Here is an 18,000-nt window from a genome sequence, read left to right as displayed (position 1 = left end):
TTATCTTTATAGACCGGTCTGCTGTGTGGGCTGCGGCCCTGTTACATCGTCCAGGCTATAGTATACGATAACCGGGTCACCAATTTCAATAGCATTGAACACTTTTTCTGCTTCTGTGTATGGGGTATTCACACATCCGTGGGATCCGTTCGTCAGATAGATGTCCCCGCCGTACTCGGTACGCCAGCTCGCATCGTGGATTCCGACGTCGCCGTTAAACGGAAGCCAGAACATGACATGGCTCGGATAGAGCTTGAAATCACAGTCACTTTTTTTCGCATCCACCGCCCAGACACTGCCTGCCGGAGTGTCATAGCCCGTCGCATGATTGCCCGTTGTGACCGGTGTTTCCGTCACCAGAACGCCATCCTTGTAGCACCACATTTTCTGCTGGGAAATGCACACCTCGACGTATGTATTTCCGATATCATTTGCCGAACGGTCATTGGCCGTATAGAGGTAAACCGGGTCGAGATTTCCCTGTGTTTCGTCCTCGATCGCCTGCAGAAGTGCCTGCGTCGTCTCCTCCTTGTCGATGCACCAGCCGTAATCGCCGCCCGCATTCAGGTTAATGGTCGCGCCAAGACTCGTTTTGAAGGTATGCGCCAGCCCGAAGGTGTCCGTCTCATACGCCATATGGCGCACAAAAGCTGCCGCTTCGTCCTGCGAAATCGTGCAGGTTCCATCCTCCCCCTGTACGAGCCAGCTCTGTAAGGTCGCCCGGTCTATGGCATAGCTGTTTTCACCAATTGCATACGTGATCCGCGCCGCTGTCAGGTGGTTCAATTCCGCCATTTCCCTATTCAGTGCTTCATCATCCTGCGTAATGCCCGGTTTCCGGTAAACATCTTTCTCTTCCAGATCCACGCTCGCCGCTCCGGCATCCAGCGCCTCGATGACGGCCTGTTCTGCCTTCTCATAGTCCACCTGCGCGCCCTCTGTTTCCGGCACAATGACGTACGAGGTTCCGTCATCCGTCAGATAAGCATCCGTCGGCGCTTCCTGCTGTTCTTCCTGAAACCCTTCCATCGTCTGCAGTTTTTCCTGCACCATTTCTTTGTCATAGACAGAGTCCGCCGCCACCTGGTTTTCCTTGTCTTTCCAGTAAAACGCAGGCCAGGCAAGGGTATTCTGGGACTCCAGCAGTTTTTCCACCGCGTGGTCGTCCACATACGTGAGGCCGATCTCCGTGCCGCTTAATGTCTCTGTTTTTCCACCGCGCTCGGTAATGCTGAGTGTATAATCCACAATGTGCTTCTGAATTTCCTCTTTGACCTGCTCTGCGGTCAGCCCTGCGCAGTTCAGTCCGTTGATCGCGGTTTTCGGGAAAAAGTGGGATGCATAGTAATGCCCCACGCCCGCGTAACCGCCTGCGGCCGCAAGGAGTATGAGTCCTGCGGCAATTCCTATTACTTTCTTTTTCATGTTTTTCCTTTCTGTCCCATAGAAAATTTCTTTTTAATTTTCTGATAGAAAAAAGCCGGAACTCCCACACCAGAGTTCACAAAAACTGTGTCCCCCGGGAGAATCCGGCTTTTGTATTTTTACTTATCTGTTATTTGCTTTCCAGAATCTTATCCACGCTGACCAGTTTGACACTCAGCACGAATACCTGACCTGCGATTTCCAGCTCTTCCGGTGTCGGGAAGGACGGTGCGATACGGATATTGGAATCCTGCGGATCGTTGTGATATGGATACGTTGCGCCCGCGCCTGTCATGGTAAGACCGGCCTCTTTTGCTTTTGCAACGATCTTCTTTGCGCATCCCTCCATCGCATCGAAGGAGATGAAGTATCCGCCGTTCGGTTTTGTCCAGGAAGCGATGCCAAGGCCGCTCAGCTCCTGATCCATTACCTGCAGAATTGCCTCGAATTTCGGTCTTAAGATCTCAGCATGCTTTTCATCTGATTCATCACGCCGTCCAGGTTCTGGAAGAATTTTACATGGCGCAGCTGATTCAGTTTATCATGACCGATGATCTGGAAGTTCATGTACTCCTGTGCCTCTTTGAGGTTTGCCTCAGAAGAAATGAGAGCTGCAATTCCGGCTCCCGGATAGCTTACTTTCGAGGTGGATACGAACTCATAGACCATATCCGGATTTCCGGCTTTCTCGCACTCCTCGATGATGTTCAGCAGGTGATCCTGTCTGTCATCATACAGGTGATGGATGATATATGCATTATCCCAGAAAATACGGAAGTCTTTGGCTGCCGGTTTCAGGTTTGCAAATCTTCTGACGGTCTCATCGGAGTAGGTGTAGCCCTGCGGGTTGGAGTATTTCGGTACACACCAGATTCCCTTGATGGCGTCATCTTCTGCAACGAGTTTTTCTACCATGTCCATGTCCGGTCCTTCCGGCGTCATCGGAACATTGATCATCTCAACGCCGAAGTACTCGGTTACACCGAAGTGACGGTCATAGCCCGGTACCGGACAGAGGAATTTTACTTTGTCCAGCTTGTTCCACGGAGTGCAGCCTGCAACGCCCTTCAGGAACGAACGTGCTACGGTATCAAACATAATGGTAAGGCTGGCGTTTCCGTAAACGATGACGTTTTTCGCCGGAACCTCACAAATATCTCCGATCAGTTTTCTTGCTTCCGGAATACCGGTCAGTACACCGTAGTTCCGGCAGTCGGTTCCATCTTCTGCGAAGGTGTCTTCATTTTTCGAGAGAACGGTAAGCATTCCTTCCGTGAGATCTAACTGGGCTGCTGCAGGTTTTCCTCTGGAAATATTCAGATTAAGGCCTTTTGCTTTTACCTCTGCAAATTCCTGCTCCAGTCTGGCTTTCTCGGCAACTAATTCTTCTTTGGTCCATTCGATATACGGTTTCATGAAACGTCCTCCCTTGTACTTTCCTTACCCGTTTTTCAGGTTTCTTGCTCAACTAAAGACCATTTTACCAGATCATGAGTTTCTGTCAAGGAGAACTTGCATGTTTTATACACTTTTCAGCATTTTATCCCACTTTTTGCAGTTTTATACTTCATTTCCTGCAATTTCAGCCAAATGTTTTTCGTATGACGGACATACGTCCGCTGCCAAAAGATGTTTTAAACGTTGTCAGACTGCCATCTTCCCGATGCACCGCACGGCAGAACAAGGCCGGTCGACTTGACCGGAAGGCCGATTTCCTGTGCTTCTACGTGGCCTTTGTACTGTTTTAATTCCAGGGAAATCATGTACGTCAGGACAGCCGGTGCAAGTCCTGTCGTGTAAGAATTCACAAGGAAGAACAGCGGGTCATCGCTTAAGAGCTGCGTGCAGAGCCTGATGAACGGATGAATCGACTCCTCGATTTTCCAGATCTCGCCCTTTGGTCCTCTTCCGTAGGACGGCGGGTCCATGATGATCGCGTCGTAGTGGTTGCCTCTGCGGATCTCGCGCTCGACAAATTTGGTGCAGTCATCCACAAGCCAGCGGATCGGCTTGTCCGAAAGGCCGGACACGGCAGCGTTCTCTTTTGCCCAGTTGACCATGCCTTTGGATGCATCGACATGTGTGACGCTTGCGCCTGCTGCGGCCGCTGCGAGCGTTGCGCCTCCCGTGTAGGCGAACAGGTTCAGCACTTTAATCGGGCGGTTGGCACGGCGGATCAGATCGCCGAACCAGTCCCAGTTCGTTGCCTGCTCCGGGAAAAGGCCGGTGTGTTTGAAGCTGAACGGTTTCAGGCGGAAGGTCAGGTCTTTATAGTTGATCTCCCACTGCTCCGGCAGATGGAAAAACTCCCATTCTCCGCCGCCCTTGCTGCTTCTGTGATAATGGCCGTTTTTCTTTTTCCAGCCCGGATTTTCTTTTTTCGTGTTCCAGATGACCTGCGGGTCTGGTCTTACCAGAAGGTAATCTCCCCACCGCTCCAGTTTTTCTCCGCCGGACGTATCCAGCACTTCATAATCTTTCCATCCATCTGCTATCCACATTTTATTGGTTTCCTTTCTCTTTTATCTCAAAATTTATCGTGTTCTGAATTGTACGTTCCTATGATACCATAAAAGTATTGTTTTTCCAAAACATTTCTTATATCATAGTTCTGGGCATCCGCGCATTTGATCCGGAAATCTGCCCGTGGAAAGGATTTTTCTCATGGAAACCGTACTCTTATATCAGATCAAAGGAACGAAAACAGCTGTGCTTTTAAAGCCGGTTCTCTTAAAGCTCGGTATCCGCGTGCGCATTGTGGAACCGGAACAGTATCTCCAGTCGATCGGATTTCTTGCCGGAAATAAAGCATTTGCAGAATCCCCCGAAGCCTATGACGGCGCCGGATTTGATGAACCAATGATGGTCATGGCCGGCTTTTCCGAGCGGAAACTCGATCTTTTTCTCACCGAAATGCGCCGGAAAAAAGTGCCGCCGATCGCCCTCAAAGCCATCGTCACAACGCAGAACCAGGCGTGGAATTCGCTGCAGCTCTACAGAGAATTAAAAGAAGAACACGAAAAAATGAAATCGTACCGGAAATAACTGGTCTGGTCAAAAAATCCGGAATTGGAACTTTTTCTTCATGCCACCACTCCCTATAATAGGGTGCAATCAAGGAACGAAAGTTCCAGATACCAAAGGAGTGCGTTGTTATGAAAAATGAAAAAGTCTGGAAAATCGCAATGACAGGTGTCTTTGCAGCCCTTTCCTACGTTGTCTTCACCTTCCTGCAGTTCAAAATCTGGCTGCCAGGCGGAGATGCCACCTCAATCCATTTCGGAAACGCTGTCTGTGTGCTCGGTGCACTGATTCTCGGCGGTGTTTACGGCGGAATCGGCGGTGCGATCGGCATGACCATCGGAGATCTTCTCGATCCGGTCTATGTGGTATACGCACCAAAGACCTTCATCTTAAAATTCTGCATCGGCCTCATCGCAGGACTGATCGCACACAAAATCGGTAAAATCAACGAGCAGACCGATCAGAAACAGATCTTCAAATGGGCACTGCTTGCAGCCATCGGCGGACTTCTGTTCAATGTGATCTTCGATCCGCTCATCGGTTACTTCTACAAACTGGTTCTTCTTGGAAAACCGGCAGCAGAGGTTACCTTAAGCTGGAACGTAGCGGCAACTTCCATCAACGCCGTACTTTCCACCATCGCTTCCGTTGTCATCTACATGGCACTGCGTCCGGCTCTTCAGAAATCCGGACTGTTTAGCCAGGTAAAGGCAGCAGCGAAATAAAAAAACAAATTTCATTTACGCGATATCAAAAAAAGTCACCATGTTCTATTTCGAACCGGTGACTTTTTTCATGCATTTCTTTTTATTTTTCAGCGGTGGCTGCTTCCTCTTCTTCCTCGTGCTTCGGGGTCAGCTTCTCGTTGATGAATCCATTTTCTTTCATCTTCTCTTACTCCTCATCTTTTGTTTTTTCTCCGGCGAACCACGCTTTTTCAATCATTTCCAGTTCCCGGATATCAATACAGTTGGGAATGCTTCCTTCTCTTACCGCCTTCTGGCACTCTTTGAGATCCATCCAGCGGACTGCTTCTACTTCCGACTCCTGTAGATGCAGTTTTTCCGCCTCGACCGGCTTCGTGTAAAGATACACGGCGCTGACCTCATGATCGTGGAACGGTTTTCCGTAAAAAACACCGTGTGATACTTTTTCCAGCAGGCCAAGATCCCTCAGCTCCTCTGCCTCTGCGTGGATGCCGAGCTCCTCGCCGATTTCCCGCAGAGCCCCTTCCAAATACATATCGCCCGCCGAAAGATGGCCGGCGCTTGAAATATCGTAGCAGCCCGGATTCGAATCTTTCCAGGCACTCCTTTTCTGCAGCAGTACCTCACAGCCGCTCTTCTCATTCGCCCGTGCAATCCAGATATGTGCCGTTCCGTGACACCGTCCCTCACTGTGCGCCACGCCGCGCTCTACGATGGTTCCGGTCGGCGTGCCGTCGCCTGAGCGCTCCTCAAAAAGTTCCATCTGTTTTCCGTTCAGCACCGCTTCTGCGAGCGTGTCGCCCACATACCGCAGCTTCAGGGAGAAAAACGGCTCGTCTTCATTCAGAAGGCGGAAAAAGATTTTGTCTCCCTCCCACAGATTCAGGTGCAGGACGTCCTCTTTTTTCACCCAGGCGAGTTCGCCCTCATCACATGCAGTCGGTTCTCCCGTGAATCCGTCTGCCGTGTAGAGACACATATACTCCATGTACTCCACCGTTTTGCTGTTTTCTGCCTCTGTCACAAAGGTAACGAGACCGCGGAAACGCCAGCTCGTCAGCGTGTAGCCGGTTTCCTCTTTTACCTCACGCAGCAGGCATTCCTCCGGGCTTTCGCCAAGTTCCGCATGGCCGCCGACGCCGATCCACTTGTCCTTGTTGACATCGTTCTTTTTCACCGTGCGGTGCATCATCAGATAGCTGTCATCCTTTTCGATGTAGCACAGCGTTGTCATGCAGCCTCTGCCTCTTTCTTCTGTTTTTTCCTCCATCTTTGACTCCCTCCGTCGTGTGCCGGACTTCTTTCCGCTTCTTTTGTTTTTCAGGAAAAATGTATTTCTGCACACACCTTTTTCTCGTTTTCTATTCTACCATACTTTTTCAGAATTCCAGCAACAAATTTCTATCTTTTTGCAGATCTTTCACGAAAAATGTAACGACCATTCCGCATCTTCTTGACTCTCACACAGTACTGTGTTAAAGTGTCTGTAATTGATGTTTTGTCACCCGTAAACAACGTTTCTTATCATTTCTTACATTTGAGGTTTTCATGATGGAAAAACAGACGATAGTTGTGAAAGTCGGCACCAGCTCCCTGACACTCTCAGACGGAACCATGGATGCTGAAAAAATACGGAACATTACGACCCAGCTTGCCGCGCTGCAGACGGCAGGCCACCATGTGATTCTCGTTTCCTCCGGTGCGATCGCCGCAGGCTTTTCCCGTCTCGGCTTTAAAAAACGGCCGACGAAAATTGCCGATAAACAGGCTGCCGCTGCTGTCGGCCAGGGCCTTCTGATGGAGGAATACACGAAAAATCTGATGGCGTACCAGATTCCGTGTGCGCAGATTCTTTTGAACCGCAGTGACTTTGAGGACCGCCGCCGCTATAAAAACATCTTCGGCTCCCTCTCCGTCCTGCTCGGGCGCGGTGCGATTCCGATCATCAATGAGAACGATACGATCGCGATTGAGGAGCTGAAGGTCGGCGACAACGATACGCTCTCCGCCCAGGTGGCTGCGATGCTGCATGCATCGCTTCTGATTCTGCTGACCGATATCGACGGGCTCTACACTGCCAATCCAAAGAGTGACCCGAATGCGCGCCATATCGACGTGGTAAATGAGATCACGCCGGAGCTCACTGCTGCGGCAGGCGGTGCGGGATCGGGCAACGGAACGGGAGGCATGACAACGAAGCTCTCCGCCGCTTCGCTTGCCACAAGAGCCGGTGTGCCGGTTCTGATCTGCTCCTCGGCGGAGGAAAACAACATTGTGCGTGCGGTGAAAGGAACCGCAAAAGGAACGTACTTTACCGCCAGCGGCCACAACATGAAAACGCGTCTGCAGTGGATGGCATTCTATGCGCCGAGTGCGGGCAACCTCTACGTCGATGAGGGTGCCGCAGAAGCACTTGCTGTTCAGGCAAAGAGCCTGCTTCCCAAAGGCATCGTGGCAGTCGAAGGCGATTTTAAGAAAGGCGATGTCGTCAGCGTCTTCCGGCGCGGCAGCCATGAATATCTCGGAAAGGGCATTGTCAACTATGACCGGCCGGATCTGCAGAAAATCATGAACGAAAGCACCAGCCACACGGAAGCAATCAACCGCGATAACTGGATCGGCGCGGAATAAATGGTGCCGAATAAAGCATTCTTTTGTTTACGAAAATTCCCCTCCGTGTTATAATATTTGTATTCAGCCGGCTGCAGGTTTTTCTTTCAGCGAGGAAAGGAAGCTGCATCCGGTTTTCCATGTGCTTTTGGTTTTACTTCGAGAGCACAGCAAACACAAAGGAGGGTTTTTACCAATGAAATACGATTTTACATCTCTGATGAACCGCAGCGGCCACGATTCGATCGCTGTCGATCAGATCCCGATTCCGGGTGCGGAAGTCAAAGAGGGCTTCTCCCGCATCCCGATGTGGGTGGCCGACATGAACTTCCCGTCTCTTCCGACCATTCAGGAAGCAATTCACGCGAGAGTCAACGAACCGCATTTTGGCTACTTTAATCTGCCGGATGCATATTTTGACAGCATCATCCGCTGGCAGAAAGAGCGCAACGGTGTGGAAGATCTGCCGCGTGAGGCGATCGGCTATGAGAACGGCGTGCTCGGCTGTGTTGCTTCGGCTGCTGCCGCTTTTACATCCCCGGGCGAATCCATTCTTCTGCATTCCCCGACATACATCGGTTTTACCGGTGTTCTTGAGAACTGCGGACGCAATATCGTTCTCTCCGATCTTGTTCAGGATGAGAACGGCGTATGGCGTATGGACTACGCCGATATGGACCGCAAGTTAAAAGAACACAACATTCATTTCGCGATTTTCTGCTCTCCGCACAACCCGACAGGCCGTGTCTGGGAGCGCGAGGAAATTGAAAAGGCGATGGAAATTTACAAAGCAAATGAATGCGTTGTCATCTCCGATGAGATCTGGTCTGACCTGACACTGCCGGGCTTCAAACATATCCCAACGCAGTCCGTTTCGAAGGATGCACGCGAGCGCACCATCGCACTTTATGCACCGTCCAAGACCTTTAACCTGGCTGGCCTTGTAGGCTCCTACCACATCATCTACAACCGCATGCTGCGCGACCGTGTGGAGAAGGCTTCGTCCCTTTCTCACTACAATTCTCCGAACGTACTCTCTGTTCATGCGCTGATCGGCGCTTACCGTCCGGAGGGATACCAGTGGGTGGATGAACTGCGCGAAGTGCTGAAATCGAATGCGGATTATGCGTACAACTACATTCTCGAGCATTTCAAGGGCGTGAAGCTTTCCAAACCAGAAGGAACGTACATGCTGTACCTCGACTGCGAGGAGTGGTGCAAGGAGCATGATACCGATATGGATACACTGCTGAAAGCCGGTGTTGCTGTCGGCGTGATCTGGCAGGACGGACGGCCGTTCCACAGACCGTATGCGATCCGCCTGAATCTGGCACTGCCGCATGTGCTTGTGAAAGAGGCATTTGACCGTATGGATAAGTATGTATTCAATGCGAAATAATTGTATTTTCTAATTTTATAAGCCAAACATAATGAAAGACCGAAACGGACATTTTCCTCTGCCGTTCCGGTCTTTCGCTGTTTTGTGCATCCTGTTTTTTCAGTTGTGCTCCAGCTCCCGCTGTGCCAGCATCTCTTCCACGTTGATGCCGTACTTCTTTAAATTGACGCGGCCGTTTTCCAGCACAATGCCGTCTGCCTCCAGCATATCCGCCTGTTTCCCGGCGCCGCCGAAGACAAATTCCGCGGCCAGTTCGCCTTTGGAGTTTACCACACGGTAGCATGGAATGTGCTCCGGATCTGTGTTTTTATGTAAGGCGTTTCCCACGGCACGCGCCATCTTCGGCTCGCCTGCAAGCGCTGCTATCTGGCCGTATGTCGCCACTTTTCCGCGCGAATCTGCTTTACCGCCTCATAGATTCTTTTGGTCGGGCTGTCCGTGATGATGTCGTAGCTCTCGGCGATCATGGTACGCACAGCGTCATCGGGTACGGTTCCGTCGAGGAGAATCGTGTTCCAATGTTCTTTGTTCTGATGATATCCCGGGATAACTGACGCGAATGCATCGCGCCAGTAGTCCCGCCATTCCGGGTTTGCTTTTACATTCAGCTGAATGATTCCGTCCTTTTCATAGACCCACAGAAATGCCTTTTTGCTTCCTTTCACGCGGATGAGCTGCCAGTTGTCATCGTGGAACGGCGCTTCCTGATATGTGTCCTGGAAAGAAAGACCGTAGGCTAATGCTTCTCCTCTTGTCTTCATTGCAGACTTCCTTTCTTCCTGTCACGGGTGTTTTGATATTTTTTCCGCAAAACACCCGCTTTTTCTGTATTCGTCCTGCCGCTGCGATTCTGCTTTTTTCTGCGGCATTTTTCTTTATTATATCATTCCGCCTGCTTCTGCGCAATTTTTCACCTGCTATTTTTTCATCTTCGGCTGGAAAATCCAGCTTGCAAGATACGCGAAAATCAACGCCGCTGATGTTCCGACAGCCCCCGCCTTTAATCCGCCCTGGAACAATCCTAAAAATCCGCTTTCTTTTACGGCATCTTTTACTCCCTGAAACAAAAGATGCCCGAATCCGAGCAGCGGCACCGACGCGCCTGCCCCGGCGTATTCTGCAAATGGATCGTAGAGTCCCAGAAAGCTCAACACCGCGCCCATGCACACAAGCGTTACCATAATTCTTCCCGGCAGCATTTTCGTGCGGTCGAGCAGAATCTGGCACAGGGCACAAATGAGGCCGCCGACCCAGAAGGCATTGAAATATTCCATGAACGTTCCCATTTTACACATCCTCCTCCCGCTCGATTACAACCGCCTGTGCAATACCAGGCACGCTGCTGCCCTCCTGAAAGCTGACCTTCGACATCAGCGCACCAGTCGGTACAAACAGAATCCTCTTCCACTCTCCGTTTTCCAGCTTCGGCAGCAGATACTCCGCCAGCACCGATGCCGCACAGCCGCAGCCGCTTCCGCCCGCGCCGGTGTCCTGTTTTGCCGGATCGAAGATCAGCATGCCGCAGTCACTGTGCTGTTCCGAGATATCGTATCCTTTTTTCTTCAGCAGCTCCAGCAGAATTTCCCGCCCCACAACGCCGAGATCTCCCGTCACAATGCGGTCGTAATCGGCCGGTTCCCGGTTGAAATCGACGAGGTTCTGTGCAATCGTATCGCACGCAGCGGGGGCCATGCAGGCGCCCATGTTCTGGTTGTCTTTCAGCCCGTAATCAATGATTTTTCCCGTCGTAGCGCCCGTGATTTTCACTCTGCTCTTCGTTTTTCCAAGCACACACGCGCCGCTTCCCGTCACCGTCCAGCTCGCGGACGGCGGGCGCTGGTTTCCGTAGGCGAGCGGAAAACGGAACTCCTTCTCCGCTGTTCCAAAATGGCTCGATGTCACCGTCAGCACCCGGTCACCGTATCCTCCTGCGACTGCCATCGCGCCAAGCGAAAGCGCCTCTCCCATCGTCGAGCAGGCACCGAACAGGCCGTAGAGCGGGCAGTTCAGATCCACCAGGCCGAACGATGATGCGATTGACTGTGCCAGAAGATCGCCCGCAAAAATCATGCGGATCTGCTCCGGCCTCACATTGGCTTTCTGCATTGCCAGCTTCGCGGTGGCAAGCTGCAGTTCACTCTCGCCCTCCTCCCAGCTCTCCTGCCCGCACATCGGGTCCGAAAGCGTGTGCGAAAAGTATTCGCCCAGCGGTCCATCCTTTTCCTTTTCTCCTACAATCGCCGCGCTGCCCTCGATATAGACGGCTTTGGCAAACGAGATGCTCTGCTTTCCTGTCATCTGTCTCATCGGCAAATTCCTCCGTTTTCTTATTTTGCGTCTTACCATTTCTGACCTTCAGTATTTCCGTTTTTTCCATTCTTACGCATGATTTTCCTGTTTTAGGGAACTCTGTACGCTGTAGCACAAAAATCCTGTTTCAGAAACTTTTAGAGGAATGTTTTTCATGAGTGAAATGCTGTATCTTCAGACGGAGCGGAATATCAAAATCACCAGTCCCGTCGTGACGCTCGGCGATGTGGCGCAGCTTTCCTGTTCAGACGGCGCTGTCCTCGCCCGCAATCAGGTCCGCCGCGTGGCGCATCTTCCCGATGACGGATACGGGCGCTACGTCTGCTCCGCCTCCACCCTCGTCCGCCTCGTCACGGAGGCCGAGGAGCACGTCGATGTCACCCACATCGGCGAGCCGAATTTTATTTTAACGTACGAGGATCCGCGTCAGAAAAACACCTGGATCAGCTGGTGCAAAACGATTCTGGTCGGCATCCTTACGTTTATCGGAACTGCGTTTTCCATTATGACCTTCCACACCGACATCGGCGTCCGCGAGCTGTTTTTGGATGTTTACACCCGTTTTCTCCCGCAGATGACGCCCGGATTTTCGGTGCTGGAAATTTCATATTCCATCGGCATCGGCCTTGGCGTCGTGCTCTATTTCAACCATTTCGGACGGCGGAAATTCACGCAGGACCCGACGCCGCTCGAGGTGGAAATGCGGGTCTACGAGGATGATATCGATACGACCATTATCGAACAGAACGACCGCTCCGGTAAAGGAAAGGAGGCTTTTCATGCGAATCCTGCCAGAGATCCTGCTGATCACAGCCGGTCTTAGCCTTGGCTTTTTCATCGCGAGCGGCCTTGTCGCGCTTGTGATCGGCCTTGGCATCGTGACACGGTACGCCGGCATCACAAAGACAGCAGAGAGCCTGCGTTTTTACGAATGCTGCTGTATGGCCGGGGCGCTGTTCGGCGATCTTTTCTCGCTTGGCACCTTCTCGTTTTCCCTGCCCTCCTGGACGGCCGGTGTGTTCTGGCTTTTTGCGGGCATTTATCTGGGAAGCTGGATCATCGCGCTCGGCGAAGTCGTCAACCTGTTTTCGATCCTCTGCCGCCGGATCGGACTGACGCGCGGACTGCCGTTTGTAATTCTCTGCATGGCGGCAGGGAAAATCGCGGGCTCTCTCTATTATTTTGCAAGTGGATTTCAATAAGAACTGGAGGTAAGATGTGATGCAGAGTTTAAAAAGTGAACGGGCAAAAAAAGAATACGAACAGTTTGTCAAAGAGGTGACGCCAAAGCAGAATCTCTTCTGCAATATGGCAAAAGCCTTTATCGTCGGCGGTCTGATCTGTGTTGTGGGGCAGATTCTGCTCCATATCGGCAAAACGCAGTTCTCGCTCAGCAAAGATGACGCCGGCTCCTGGTGCTCGCTGATTCTGATCCTTAGCAGTGTGATTTTAACCGGCCTCAACATCTATCAGAAAATCGTCACCTTTGCCGGCTGCGGTGCGCTCGTCCCGATCACCGGCTTTGCCAACTCGGTTGCAGCTCCTGCGATTGAATATAAAAAAGAAGGACAGGTCTTCGGCATCGGTGCGAAAATTTTCACCATCGCCGGACCTGTCATTCTGTACGGTGTCTTTGCAAGCTGGCTGCTCGGCTTTCTCTATTGGCTGTGGACCGCTGCCGGGAACTGGTTTTAAATCAGTTCCGCAGCGCTTCCGCCTCTTCTTTTGTGCAGCCCTCGCGGCTGTAACGGGCTTTTTCATAGCCGTCGTGCAGCCGTCTCATGCTGTCGCCGGAAAGCTCGTTTCTCTCTTCCAGCTCCGCCGGGGTTTCGGCTCCGGTCGGCTGGTATTTTCCGGCTTTTTTGATCGTTTTTTTATACTTCCGGCGGATACGCATATTCGGGGAGAGATAGCCCTCTTTCTTTTCCCGCCGCCACGGCAGATTTTCCCGTTCGTCGTTTCCCTGATGCAGGAAGAGAACTTCGTCCTCCTCATCCTCTGAGAAGGCTTTTCCCGCATTTTTTACGCTCTGGTAAATCGCCCGCAGAACCGCGATTCCGACGGCAACCATCACAAGATACATGACCGCCGTAAAAAGATTCTGGATCCACTGCGGCATCGGTTTGTACTCTTTGTCCCCCAACATATCGGACAGATCGGCCTGCTCCATGCCCTGCGGCGCCTCGGCCTCCGGTGTTTCGATCGTAAGATCGCTTTCCAGCTCTTTCGGCTCATATCCTGCGATCGCTCCGCAATCGGATCCTTTCCGTAGAGCGCCGATGGGAGCACGAACAGTACCAGAAGGAGTACTGCAATTTTCAGGATCAGTTTTCCCGTCCGCTGCATCGTCTCCACCGGGAGATTGGCGATTTTCTGATGGTCACGGATGAACCCGTGCATGCCGTCGAGGTACTGGCAGAAGAAGCACAGGAATACATCTGCAAAGAAAAACCAGTAGATCAGATGCCAGTAGAACGGCATTTTCATCAGCACACCGATCACATACTGTATCATAAACCAGAGAAAATGAAGGGGCTTTGGCTCATCGAGGAGCGTCGGGATCTCCCACGCTTCCATATCCGCCAGCGGCATTGAGCCGGCCGGCAGTTCCTGCGCTGCTTTCTTTAACTGGCCTTTGCGGATTCTGACATAGCCGCGGATCAGGAAAATCACAGCGGCCATAAGACCCGTCATCACGCCGGAAAGGCTCTCCAAAAATGCAGGAGAAATACCGTTCTCAAACTTGTTTTTTCCATCGTTTGCCGCCACAGCCGCTTCAATTACCGCTGCCGCCTGCACGCTGAACAGGGAACAGAAAAATTTCGCTGCCAGATACGTCACCGCGCAGACCGCAATTCCGCCAAGCAGAAACTGCCAGAGTGCTTTCGTTTTCCGGATCAGAATCCAGCTTGCGGCGGCCGGAATCAGCATCAATAAGGATATGGCGCAGAAATACATCGCCTCCCTTCCCGTCAGCTCCAGAAAACCGGCGGCAAAGCCATAGATGCCAGCGAATAAAAGCCAGACATGAAGCCAGGTCAGCGGGATCTGTACCGGTGTCTTTTTTATTTCCATGGTTTCACCTCCCAGCCGATTGCGGTGTACGCACGGTTCTGCTCCGACGGAACTTCTTCGCCCGGCAGATACGGAATCACCCACAGCACCTGGTTCTGCGCACCGGAGAGCAGATGAAGCGCCTCACGGACCTCATCGGTTCTGTTTTTGGATACGACAACGTAGGTGTGGCCGGTGAGCTCTTTTTCCGCCTCTTTGTGCAGAAACTCCGCGCTGCCTGTGAGATTGCCCCCAAGCTGCACGCACGCCAGTTTCCGGTTCAGCTCCGCTGTTTTTCCGGCGCCCGCTGCCAGATGGATACGCAGCTTCTCGCCGGTCTCCTCATCTTTCGCATTACTCTTCACCCACAGATTCATCTTATTTTTCACCATCCGCGCCGCAAGCGAAGACGTGATGCGGATGCTTTCCTCGACCTGCGCTTCCTCACGCAGAATGTTGGCGTCCTCGATATCGAGAAGCACCGTAACTTCCACGCTCGTCGTCGCGTCAAACTGGTTGACCATCAGATCTCCCATCCGTGCCGACGATTTCCAGTTGATGCGGTTCATCGGATCTTCTTTCCGGTAATCGCGGATACCGGAAAATTCAAACGGGTCCTCGTACAGGCGATTCCGTGACAGAACCATGCCCGACACGGCACGGCAGATCATCTGAATCCGTGCAGTATCGACCTGGCGCGGGTAAACGTACATCTGTGTCTGCTGCGGGTAATCGCTGTAAAGACCCTCCCGGAAAAAAAGATCGTACGCTACGGCATGCGCACCGGTGATCTCGTAGAATCCTCGTTTTTTCGCCTGAAACGGCAGTGTTCTCGTGATCTGCTGATGAAACAGGAACGAAAAGACATCGCGTTTGTAGCTCTGGTCGGTGATGCTCGCGTTTGCTTTTGCCTCGCGGTCGAATTCCAGATTGCGGCTCATCGAAATGCCAAGCTCGAGTGCCGGAATCGGCAGCAGTTTGTCGTTTACGACGACCTCTTTTAACGTACTCTCCTCGCCCTCATAGATCGCAGAATCCTGGAAGCTGACCTGGATTTTCAGATTTTTCTGCCAGTTTTTCTGGTACAGCTTTTTCTGCAGAAACCAGGCAAGCGCCATTCCAAATAGTAATAAAAGAAGCATAGTCCGTTACCTTCCTGACCAGTTTTCGGTCGGCAGATCGATGCGGTTTAAAATTTCCTCGATCACCGATTCTGCGGCTCTTCCGTCGTCTGCGCCGATCTGCATGGTGAGACGGTGTGCGAGTACCGGAACAGCCACGGTCTTGAAGTCCTCCGGCACAACGTAGTTTCGTCCCTGCACCAGCGCGTGGCCCTGTACGGCACGTAAAAATGCGAGTGTTCCACGCGGGCTCACACCGCTTGCAATTTTGCTGTTGACTCTCGTCTCCTGTACGATGCGGACGAGATACTGTACCAGTTCCGGATGCAGGTAGACTTCTTTACACGCCTCCTGCAGGGTACGGATTTCTTCTTTTTGGCAGACAGACGACAGCTCGGCGAGCGGCTCCTCGGTCAGGAAACGGGCGATCATCTGTGTCTCTTCCGCCGGGCTTAATGCTTCCATCGAAAGTTTCATTAAAAAACGGTCCATCTGCGCCTCCGGCAGCGGGAAGGTTCCGAGCGTCTCGAGCGGGTTCTGCGTGGCGATGACGAGGAACGGCTCCTCGAGCGGCCGTGTCACACCGTCCACGGTGATCTGGCGCTCAGCCATGCACTCGAGAAGGCTGCTCTGCGTCTTCGGCGTTGCACGGTTGATCTCATCGGCAAGCAGAATGTTGCAGAAGGCAGGGCCTTTCGAGAAGACAAACTCTCCGCTTTTGGCATCAAAATAATTGAGACCGGTGACATCGGACGGCAGTAAGTCCGGTGTGAACTGGATGCGGCCGAACTCTGCCTCGACGGATTTCGCAAGGGATTTCGCCATGACCGTTTTTCCTGTCCCCGGGACATCCTCGAGCAGGATATGACCTTTGGCAACAAGGCAGGTCAGGACAAGCTCGATCGTGCGCTCGTTTCCGATCATGACCTTTGCGATATTTTCTTTTAATTGCTGCAATACATTATTTTCCATGTTTTGCTTCCTCCAATAGTAAGATTTAATAAAAAAAATCCACCCCTCGCTGCTCTGTTTTGTGAGAACAGCACGATAAATTTATTTTACAGCACATATTTTCGGAATACAAGCAGAAAAAGGACGATGCTGTACATACTTTTCACAGCATCGCCCTTTACGGTTTCTTCTATAAATTAGCTTGTCTCTTACAGTGCTTTCCGGTACAGCGCCTCGATGTCCTGCTGACAGGACGCTCTCGGGTTGACGGCGATGTTTCCGCTCTTCATCGCATCTACCGTCATCGGCACGATTTTGCTCTCGATCTCCTCTGCTGTCACTTCTTTTCCCTTTGCCGCCTGGCGGATCGCATCGGTCAGGCTGGCCGGGATTCCGATGGCTGCGGTCAGCTCGCGGATCGCGCCGACCAGCATCATCGGCTCAAATTCATCGGCGTATGCCGGGATTTCGCTGATGTAGTTGTAGATCTTCAAATATCTTCCATGGTCTGCCAGTGCATTGTACTCTGCGATGACCGGAAGCAGAACGGCATTTGCCACGCCGTGCGGCACATCGAAGAAGGCGCTCACAGGATGACTCATTGCATGGACATTTCCAAGTCTTGCGTAGGAAAATGCAATACCCGCGAACAGCGAACCGGTCAGCATCGCCTCTGCGGCTTCGAGATCGGTTCTGCGCGCCACGAAACGGCGGATATTTTTACCGATCAATTCCATCGCTTTTTCTGCCATGGCATCGGAGAACGGAGATGCGGCTGTGGAAATATAAGCCTCCTCCGCATGGATAAAAGCATCAATACCGCAGGCTGCCGCAACGGATGCCGGAGCGGAAGTTAAAAGTTCCGGATCGAGAATCGCGTACTCTGGAAGAAGTTCATAGCTGAATACGGTCAGCTTGTAATCTCTGCTGTGGTCGGTGATCACGGAAAATGCGGTCACCTCGGAGCCGGTTCCCGCAGTCGTCGGAATGGCAATCAGCGGGACAATTTTTCCCGGCACTTTGTGTGCGCCTTCGTATTCCGTGATGCTTCCGCCGTATTTTGCCGTCACACCGACGGCCTTTGCTACATCCATCGGAGAACCGCCGCCGAGTGCTACGAGAAAGTCTGCGCCGGAAGCAAGATAGCTCTCGGTTGCTTTTTCTACTGTCGTCACAGACGGATTCGCCTCAATATCTGTGAAAATATCGGCTGCGATGCCTGCCGCTTTCAGGCTGTCCGCTGCTTTGTCCACAACGCCCATTTTTTTCAGGGTAGGACCGGAAAGAATCATCGCATGGGTTCCGCCCATCTTCTTGGCACACTCCGGCAGTTTGGCAAGCGTTCCTGCTCCGACAATAATATTCTGTGGAATCGAAAATTCGAATGGATTCATCTTAT

At 52.0% G+C, this 18,000-nt stretch carries 17 protein-coding genes and 2 pseudogenes; 7 read left to right on the top strand and 12 right to left on the bottom strand.

Annotated elements, in window-relative coordinates:
- Positions 1-6: 6 nt before the first annotated feature.
- From DXA93_RS04200 to DXA93_RS04190, 3 genes and pseudogenes are all read right to left on the bottom strand, one after another.
- Complete coding sequence (locus tag DXA93_RS04200; RefSeq protein ID WP_119207767.1) at positions 7-1,425, bottom strand: L,D-transpeptidase family protein; 1,419 nt, start codon at positions 1,423-1,425, stop codon at positions 7-9.
- A 130-nt stretch (positions 1,426-1,555) separates the two neighbouring features.
- Positions 1,556-2,841, bottom strand: a pseudogene (locus tag DXA93_RS04195) (aminotransferase).
- Between the two features lie 218 nt (positions 2,842-3,059).
- Positions 3,060-3,926, bottom strand: coding sequence for a class I SAM-dependent methyltransferase (locus DXA93_RS04190; RefSeq protein ID WP_118594863.1), 867 nt, complete (start codon positions 3,924-3,926; stop codon positions 3,060-3,062).
- 145 nt (positions 3,927-4,071) lie between these two features.
- Between DXA93_RS04190 and DXA93_RS04185 the strand changes: the two genes are divergently transcribed.
- Both DXA93_RS04185 and DXA93_RS04180 read left to right on the top strand, forming a co-directional pair.
- Positions 4,072-4,470, top strand: coding sequence for a DUF3783 domain-containing protein (locus tag DXA93_RS04185; RefSeq protein ID WP_226911627.1), 399 nt, complete (start codon positions 4,072-4,074; stop codon positions 4,468-4,470).
- A gap of 110 nt (positions 4,471-4,580) precedes the next feature.
- Positions 4,581-5,174, top strand: a complete 594-nt coding sequence (locus DXA93_RS04180) for an ECF transporter S component (protein ID WP_022461779.1) — start codon at positions 4,581-4,583, stop codon at positions 5,172-5,174.
- Positions 5,175-5,343: 169 nt separating this feature from the next.
- Here the strand turns inward: DXA93_RS04180 and DXA93_RS04175 are convergent, their stop codons facing one another.
- Positions 5,344-6,426 (bottom strand): NUDIX domain-containing protein, encoded by a 1,083-nt coding sequence (locus tag DXA93_RS04175; RefSeq protein ID WP_119207766.1) that lies wholly within the window; start codon positions 6,424-6,426, stop codon positions 5,344-5,346.
- A gap of 278 nt (positions 6,427-6,704) precedes the next feature.
- Here DXA93_RS04175 and proB point away from each other — a divergent pair, with 278 nt between their 5' ends.
- Entirely contained in the window at positions 6,705-7,787 is a 1,083-nt protein-coding gene (gene proB / locus DXA93_RS04170; protein WP_226906324.1) for a glutamate 5-kinase, read from the top strand.
- A 175-nt stretch (positions 7,788-7,962) separates the two neighbouring features.
- On the top strand, positions 7,963-9,165 hold the full coding sequence (locus tag DXA93_RS04165) for a MalY/PatB family protein (protein WP_055219980.1): 1,203 nt from the start codon (positions 7,963-7,965) through the stop codon (positions 9,163-9,165).
- Between the two features lie 99 nt (positions 9,166-9,264).
- Here DXA93_RS04165 and DXA93_RS20475 read toward each other — a convergent pair.
- From DXA93_RS20475 to spoVAD, 3 genes and pseudogenes are all read right to left on the bottom strand, one after another.
- Positions 9,265-9,926 (bottom strand): annotated as a pseudogene (locus DXA93_RS20475) (methylated-DNA--[protein]-cysteine S-methyltransferase).
- A gap of 156 nt (positions 9,927-10,082) precedes the next feature.
- On the bottom strand, positions 10,083-10,439 hold the full coding sequence (locus DXA93_RS04155) for a SpoVA/SpoVAEb family sporulation membrane protein (protein WP_118742015.1): 357 nt from the start codon (positions 10,437-10,439) through the stop codon (positions 10,083-10,085).
- A 13-nt stretch (positions 10,440-10,452) separates the two neighbouring features.
- On the bottom strand, positions 10,453-11,472 hold the full coding sequence (gene spoVAD / locus DXA93_RS04150; RefSeq protein ID WP_119207765.1) for a stage V sporulation protein AD: 1,020 nt from the start codon (positions 11,470-11,472) through the stop codon (positions 10,453-10,455).
- Positions 11,473-11,629: 157 nt separating this feature from the next.
- Here spoVAD and DXA93_RS04145 point away from each other — a divergent pair, with 157 nt between their 5' ends.
- The 3 genes from DXA93_RS04145 to spoVAC are packed head-to-tail and all read left to right on the top strand — an operon-like array spanning position 11,630 to position 13,170.
- On the top strand, positions 11,630-12,298 hold the full coding sequence (locus DXA93_RS04145; RefSeq protein WP_055219984.1) for a stage V sporulation protein AA: 669 nt from the start codon (positions 11,630-11,632) through the stop codon (positions 12,296-12,298).
- Positions 12,255-12,677 (top strand): stage V sporulation protein AB, encoded by a 423-nt coding sequence (locus tag DXA93_RS04140; RefSeq protein ID WP_055219986.1) that lies wholly within the window; start codon positions 12,255-12,257, stop codon positions 12,675-12,677. Before DXA93_RS04145 ends, DXA93_RS04140 begins: the two co-directional genes overlap by 44 nt.
- Before the next feature lie 19 nt (positions 12,678-12,696).
- Positions 12,697-13,170, top strand: coding sequence for a stage V sporulation protein AC (gene spoVAC, locus DXA93_RS04135; RefSeq protein WP_022461770.1), 474 nt, complete (start codon positions 12,697-12,699; stop codon positions 13,168-13,170).
- A 1-nt stretch (position 13,171) separates the two neighbouring features.
- Here the strand turns inward: spoVAC and DXA93_RS04130 are convergent, their stop codons facing one another.
- From DXA93_RS04130 to DXA93_RS04110, 5 genes are all read right to left on the bottom strand, one after another.
- Positions 13,172-13,594 (bottom strand): DUF4129 domain-containing protein, encoded by a 423-nt coding sequence (locus tag DXA93_RS04130; protein WP_119207764.1) that lies wholly within the window; start codon positions 13,592-13,594, stop codon positions 13,172-13,174.
- Positions 13,546-14,550: a hypothetical protein gene (locus tag DXA93_RS04125; protein ID WP_119207763.1), complete on the bottom strand. Its 1,005-nt coding sequence runs from the start codon at positions 14,548-14,550 to the stop codon at positions 13,546-13,548. Before DXA93_RS04125 ends, DXA93_RS04130 begins: the two co-directional genes overlap by 49 nt.
- Positions 14,541-15,671, bottom strand: coding sequence for a DUF58 domain-containing protein (locus tag DXA93_RS04120; RefSeq protein WP_082424612.1), 1,131 nt, complete (start codon positions 15,669-15,671; stop codon positions 14,541-14,543). The genes DXA93_RS04125 and DXA93_RS04120 overlap by 10 nt, the downstream gene beginning before the upstream one ends.
- Before the next feature lie 6 nt (positions 15,672-15,677).
- Positions 15,678-16,622 carry an AAA family ATPase gene (locus DXA93_RS04115; protein WP_055219993.1) on the bottom strand — a complete coding sequence of 315 codons (945 nt, stop codon included), beginning with the start codon at positions 16,620-16,622 and terminating at the stop codon, positions 15,678-15,680.
- 188 nt (positions 16,623-16,810) lie between these two features.
- Positions 16,811-17,995: an iron-containing alcohol dehydrogenase family protein gene (locus tag DXA93_RS04110; RefSeq protein ID WP_055220163.1), complete on the bottom strand. Its 1,185-nt coding sequence runs from the start codon at positions 17,993-17,995 to the stop codon at positions 16,811-16,813.
- Positions 17,996-18,000 lie beyond the last annotated feature (5 nt).

The organism is Blautia sp. OF09-25XD (assembly GCF_003482095.1).
GTDB lineage: Bacteria > Bacillota > Clostridia > Lachnospirales > Lachnospiraceae > Fusicatenibacter > Fusicatenibacter saccharivorans.
The sequence above is the reverse complement of the archived record's forward strand: the minus strand, read 5'-3'. Positions and strand labels throughout refer to the sequence as shown.

Excerpts from the sequence above, each read along its gene's own strand:
- DXA93_RS04115 (WP_055219993.1), bottom strand. The coding sequence starts at position 16,622 with ATGGAAAATAATGTATTGCAGCAATTAAAAGAAAATATCGCAAAGGTC.
- DXA93_RS04200 (WP_119207767.1), bottom strand. The coding sequence starts at position 1,425 with ATGAAAAAGAAAGTAATAGGAATTGCCGCAGGACTCATACTCCTTGCG.
- DXA93_RS04180 (WP_022461779.1), top strand. The coding sequence starts at position 4,581 with ATGAAAAATGAAAAAGTCTGGAAAATCGCAATGACAGGTGTCTTTGCA.
- DXA93_RS04130 (WP_119207764.1), bottom strand. The coding sequence starts at position 13,594 with ATGCCGCAGTGGATCCAGAATCTTTTTACGGCGGTCATGTATCTTGTG.
- DXA93_RS04190 (WP_118594863.1), bottom strand. The coding sequence starts at position 3,926 with ATGTGGATAGCAGATGGATGGAAAGATTATGAAGTGCTGGATACGTCC.
- DXA93_RS04125 (WP_119207763.1), bottom strand. The coding sequence starts at position 14,550 with ATGGAAATAAAAAAGACACCGGTACAGATCCCGCTGACCTGGCTTCAT.
- DXA93_RS04175 (WP_119207766.1), bottom strand. The coding sequence starts at position 6,426 with ATGGAGGAAAAAACAGAAGAAAGAGGCAGAGGCTGCATGACAACGCTG.
- DXA93_RS04155 (WP_118742015.1), bottom strand. The coding sequence starts at position 10,439 with ATGGAATATTTCAATGCCTTCTGGGTCGGCGGCCTCATTTGTGCCCTG.
- DXA93_RS04145 (WP_055219984.1), top strand. The coding sequence starts at position 11,630 with ATGAGTGAAATGCTGTATCTTCAGACGGAGCGGAATATCAAAATCACC.
- DXA93_RS04140 (WP_055219986.1), top strand. The coding sequence starts at position 12,255 with ATGCGAATCCTGCCAGAGATCCTGCTGATCACAGCCGGTCTTAGCCTT.
- DXA93_RS04110 (WP_055220163.1), bottom strand. The coding sequence starts at position 17,995 with ATGAATCCATTCGAATTTTCGATTCCACAGAATATTATTGTCGGAGCA.
- DXA93_RS04165 (WP_055219980.1), top strand. The coding sequence starts at position 7,963 with ATGAAATACGATTTTACATCTCTGATGAACCGCAGCGGCCACGATTCG.
- spoVAC (WP_022461770.1), top strand. The coding sequence starts at position 12,697 with ATGCAGAGTTTAAAAAGTGAACGGGCAAAAAAAGAATACGAACAGTTT.
- spoVAD (WP_119207765.1), bottom strand. The coding sequence starts at position 11,472 with ATGAGACAGATGACAGGAAAGCAGAGCATCTCGTTTGCCAAAGCCGTC.
- proB (WP_226906324.1), top strand. The coding sequence starts at position 6,705 with ATGATGGAAAAACAGACGATAGTTGTGAAAGTCGGCACCAGCTCCCTG.
- DXA93_RS04120 (WP_082424612.1), bottom strand. The coding sequence starts at position 15,671 with ATGCTTCTTTTATTACTATTTGGAATGGCGCTTGCCTGGTTTCTGCAG.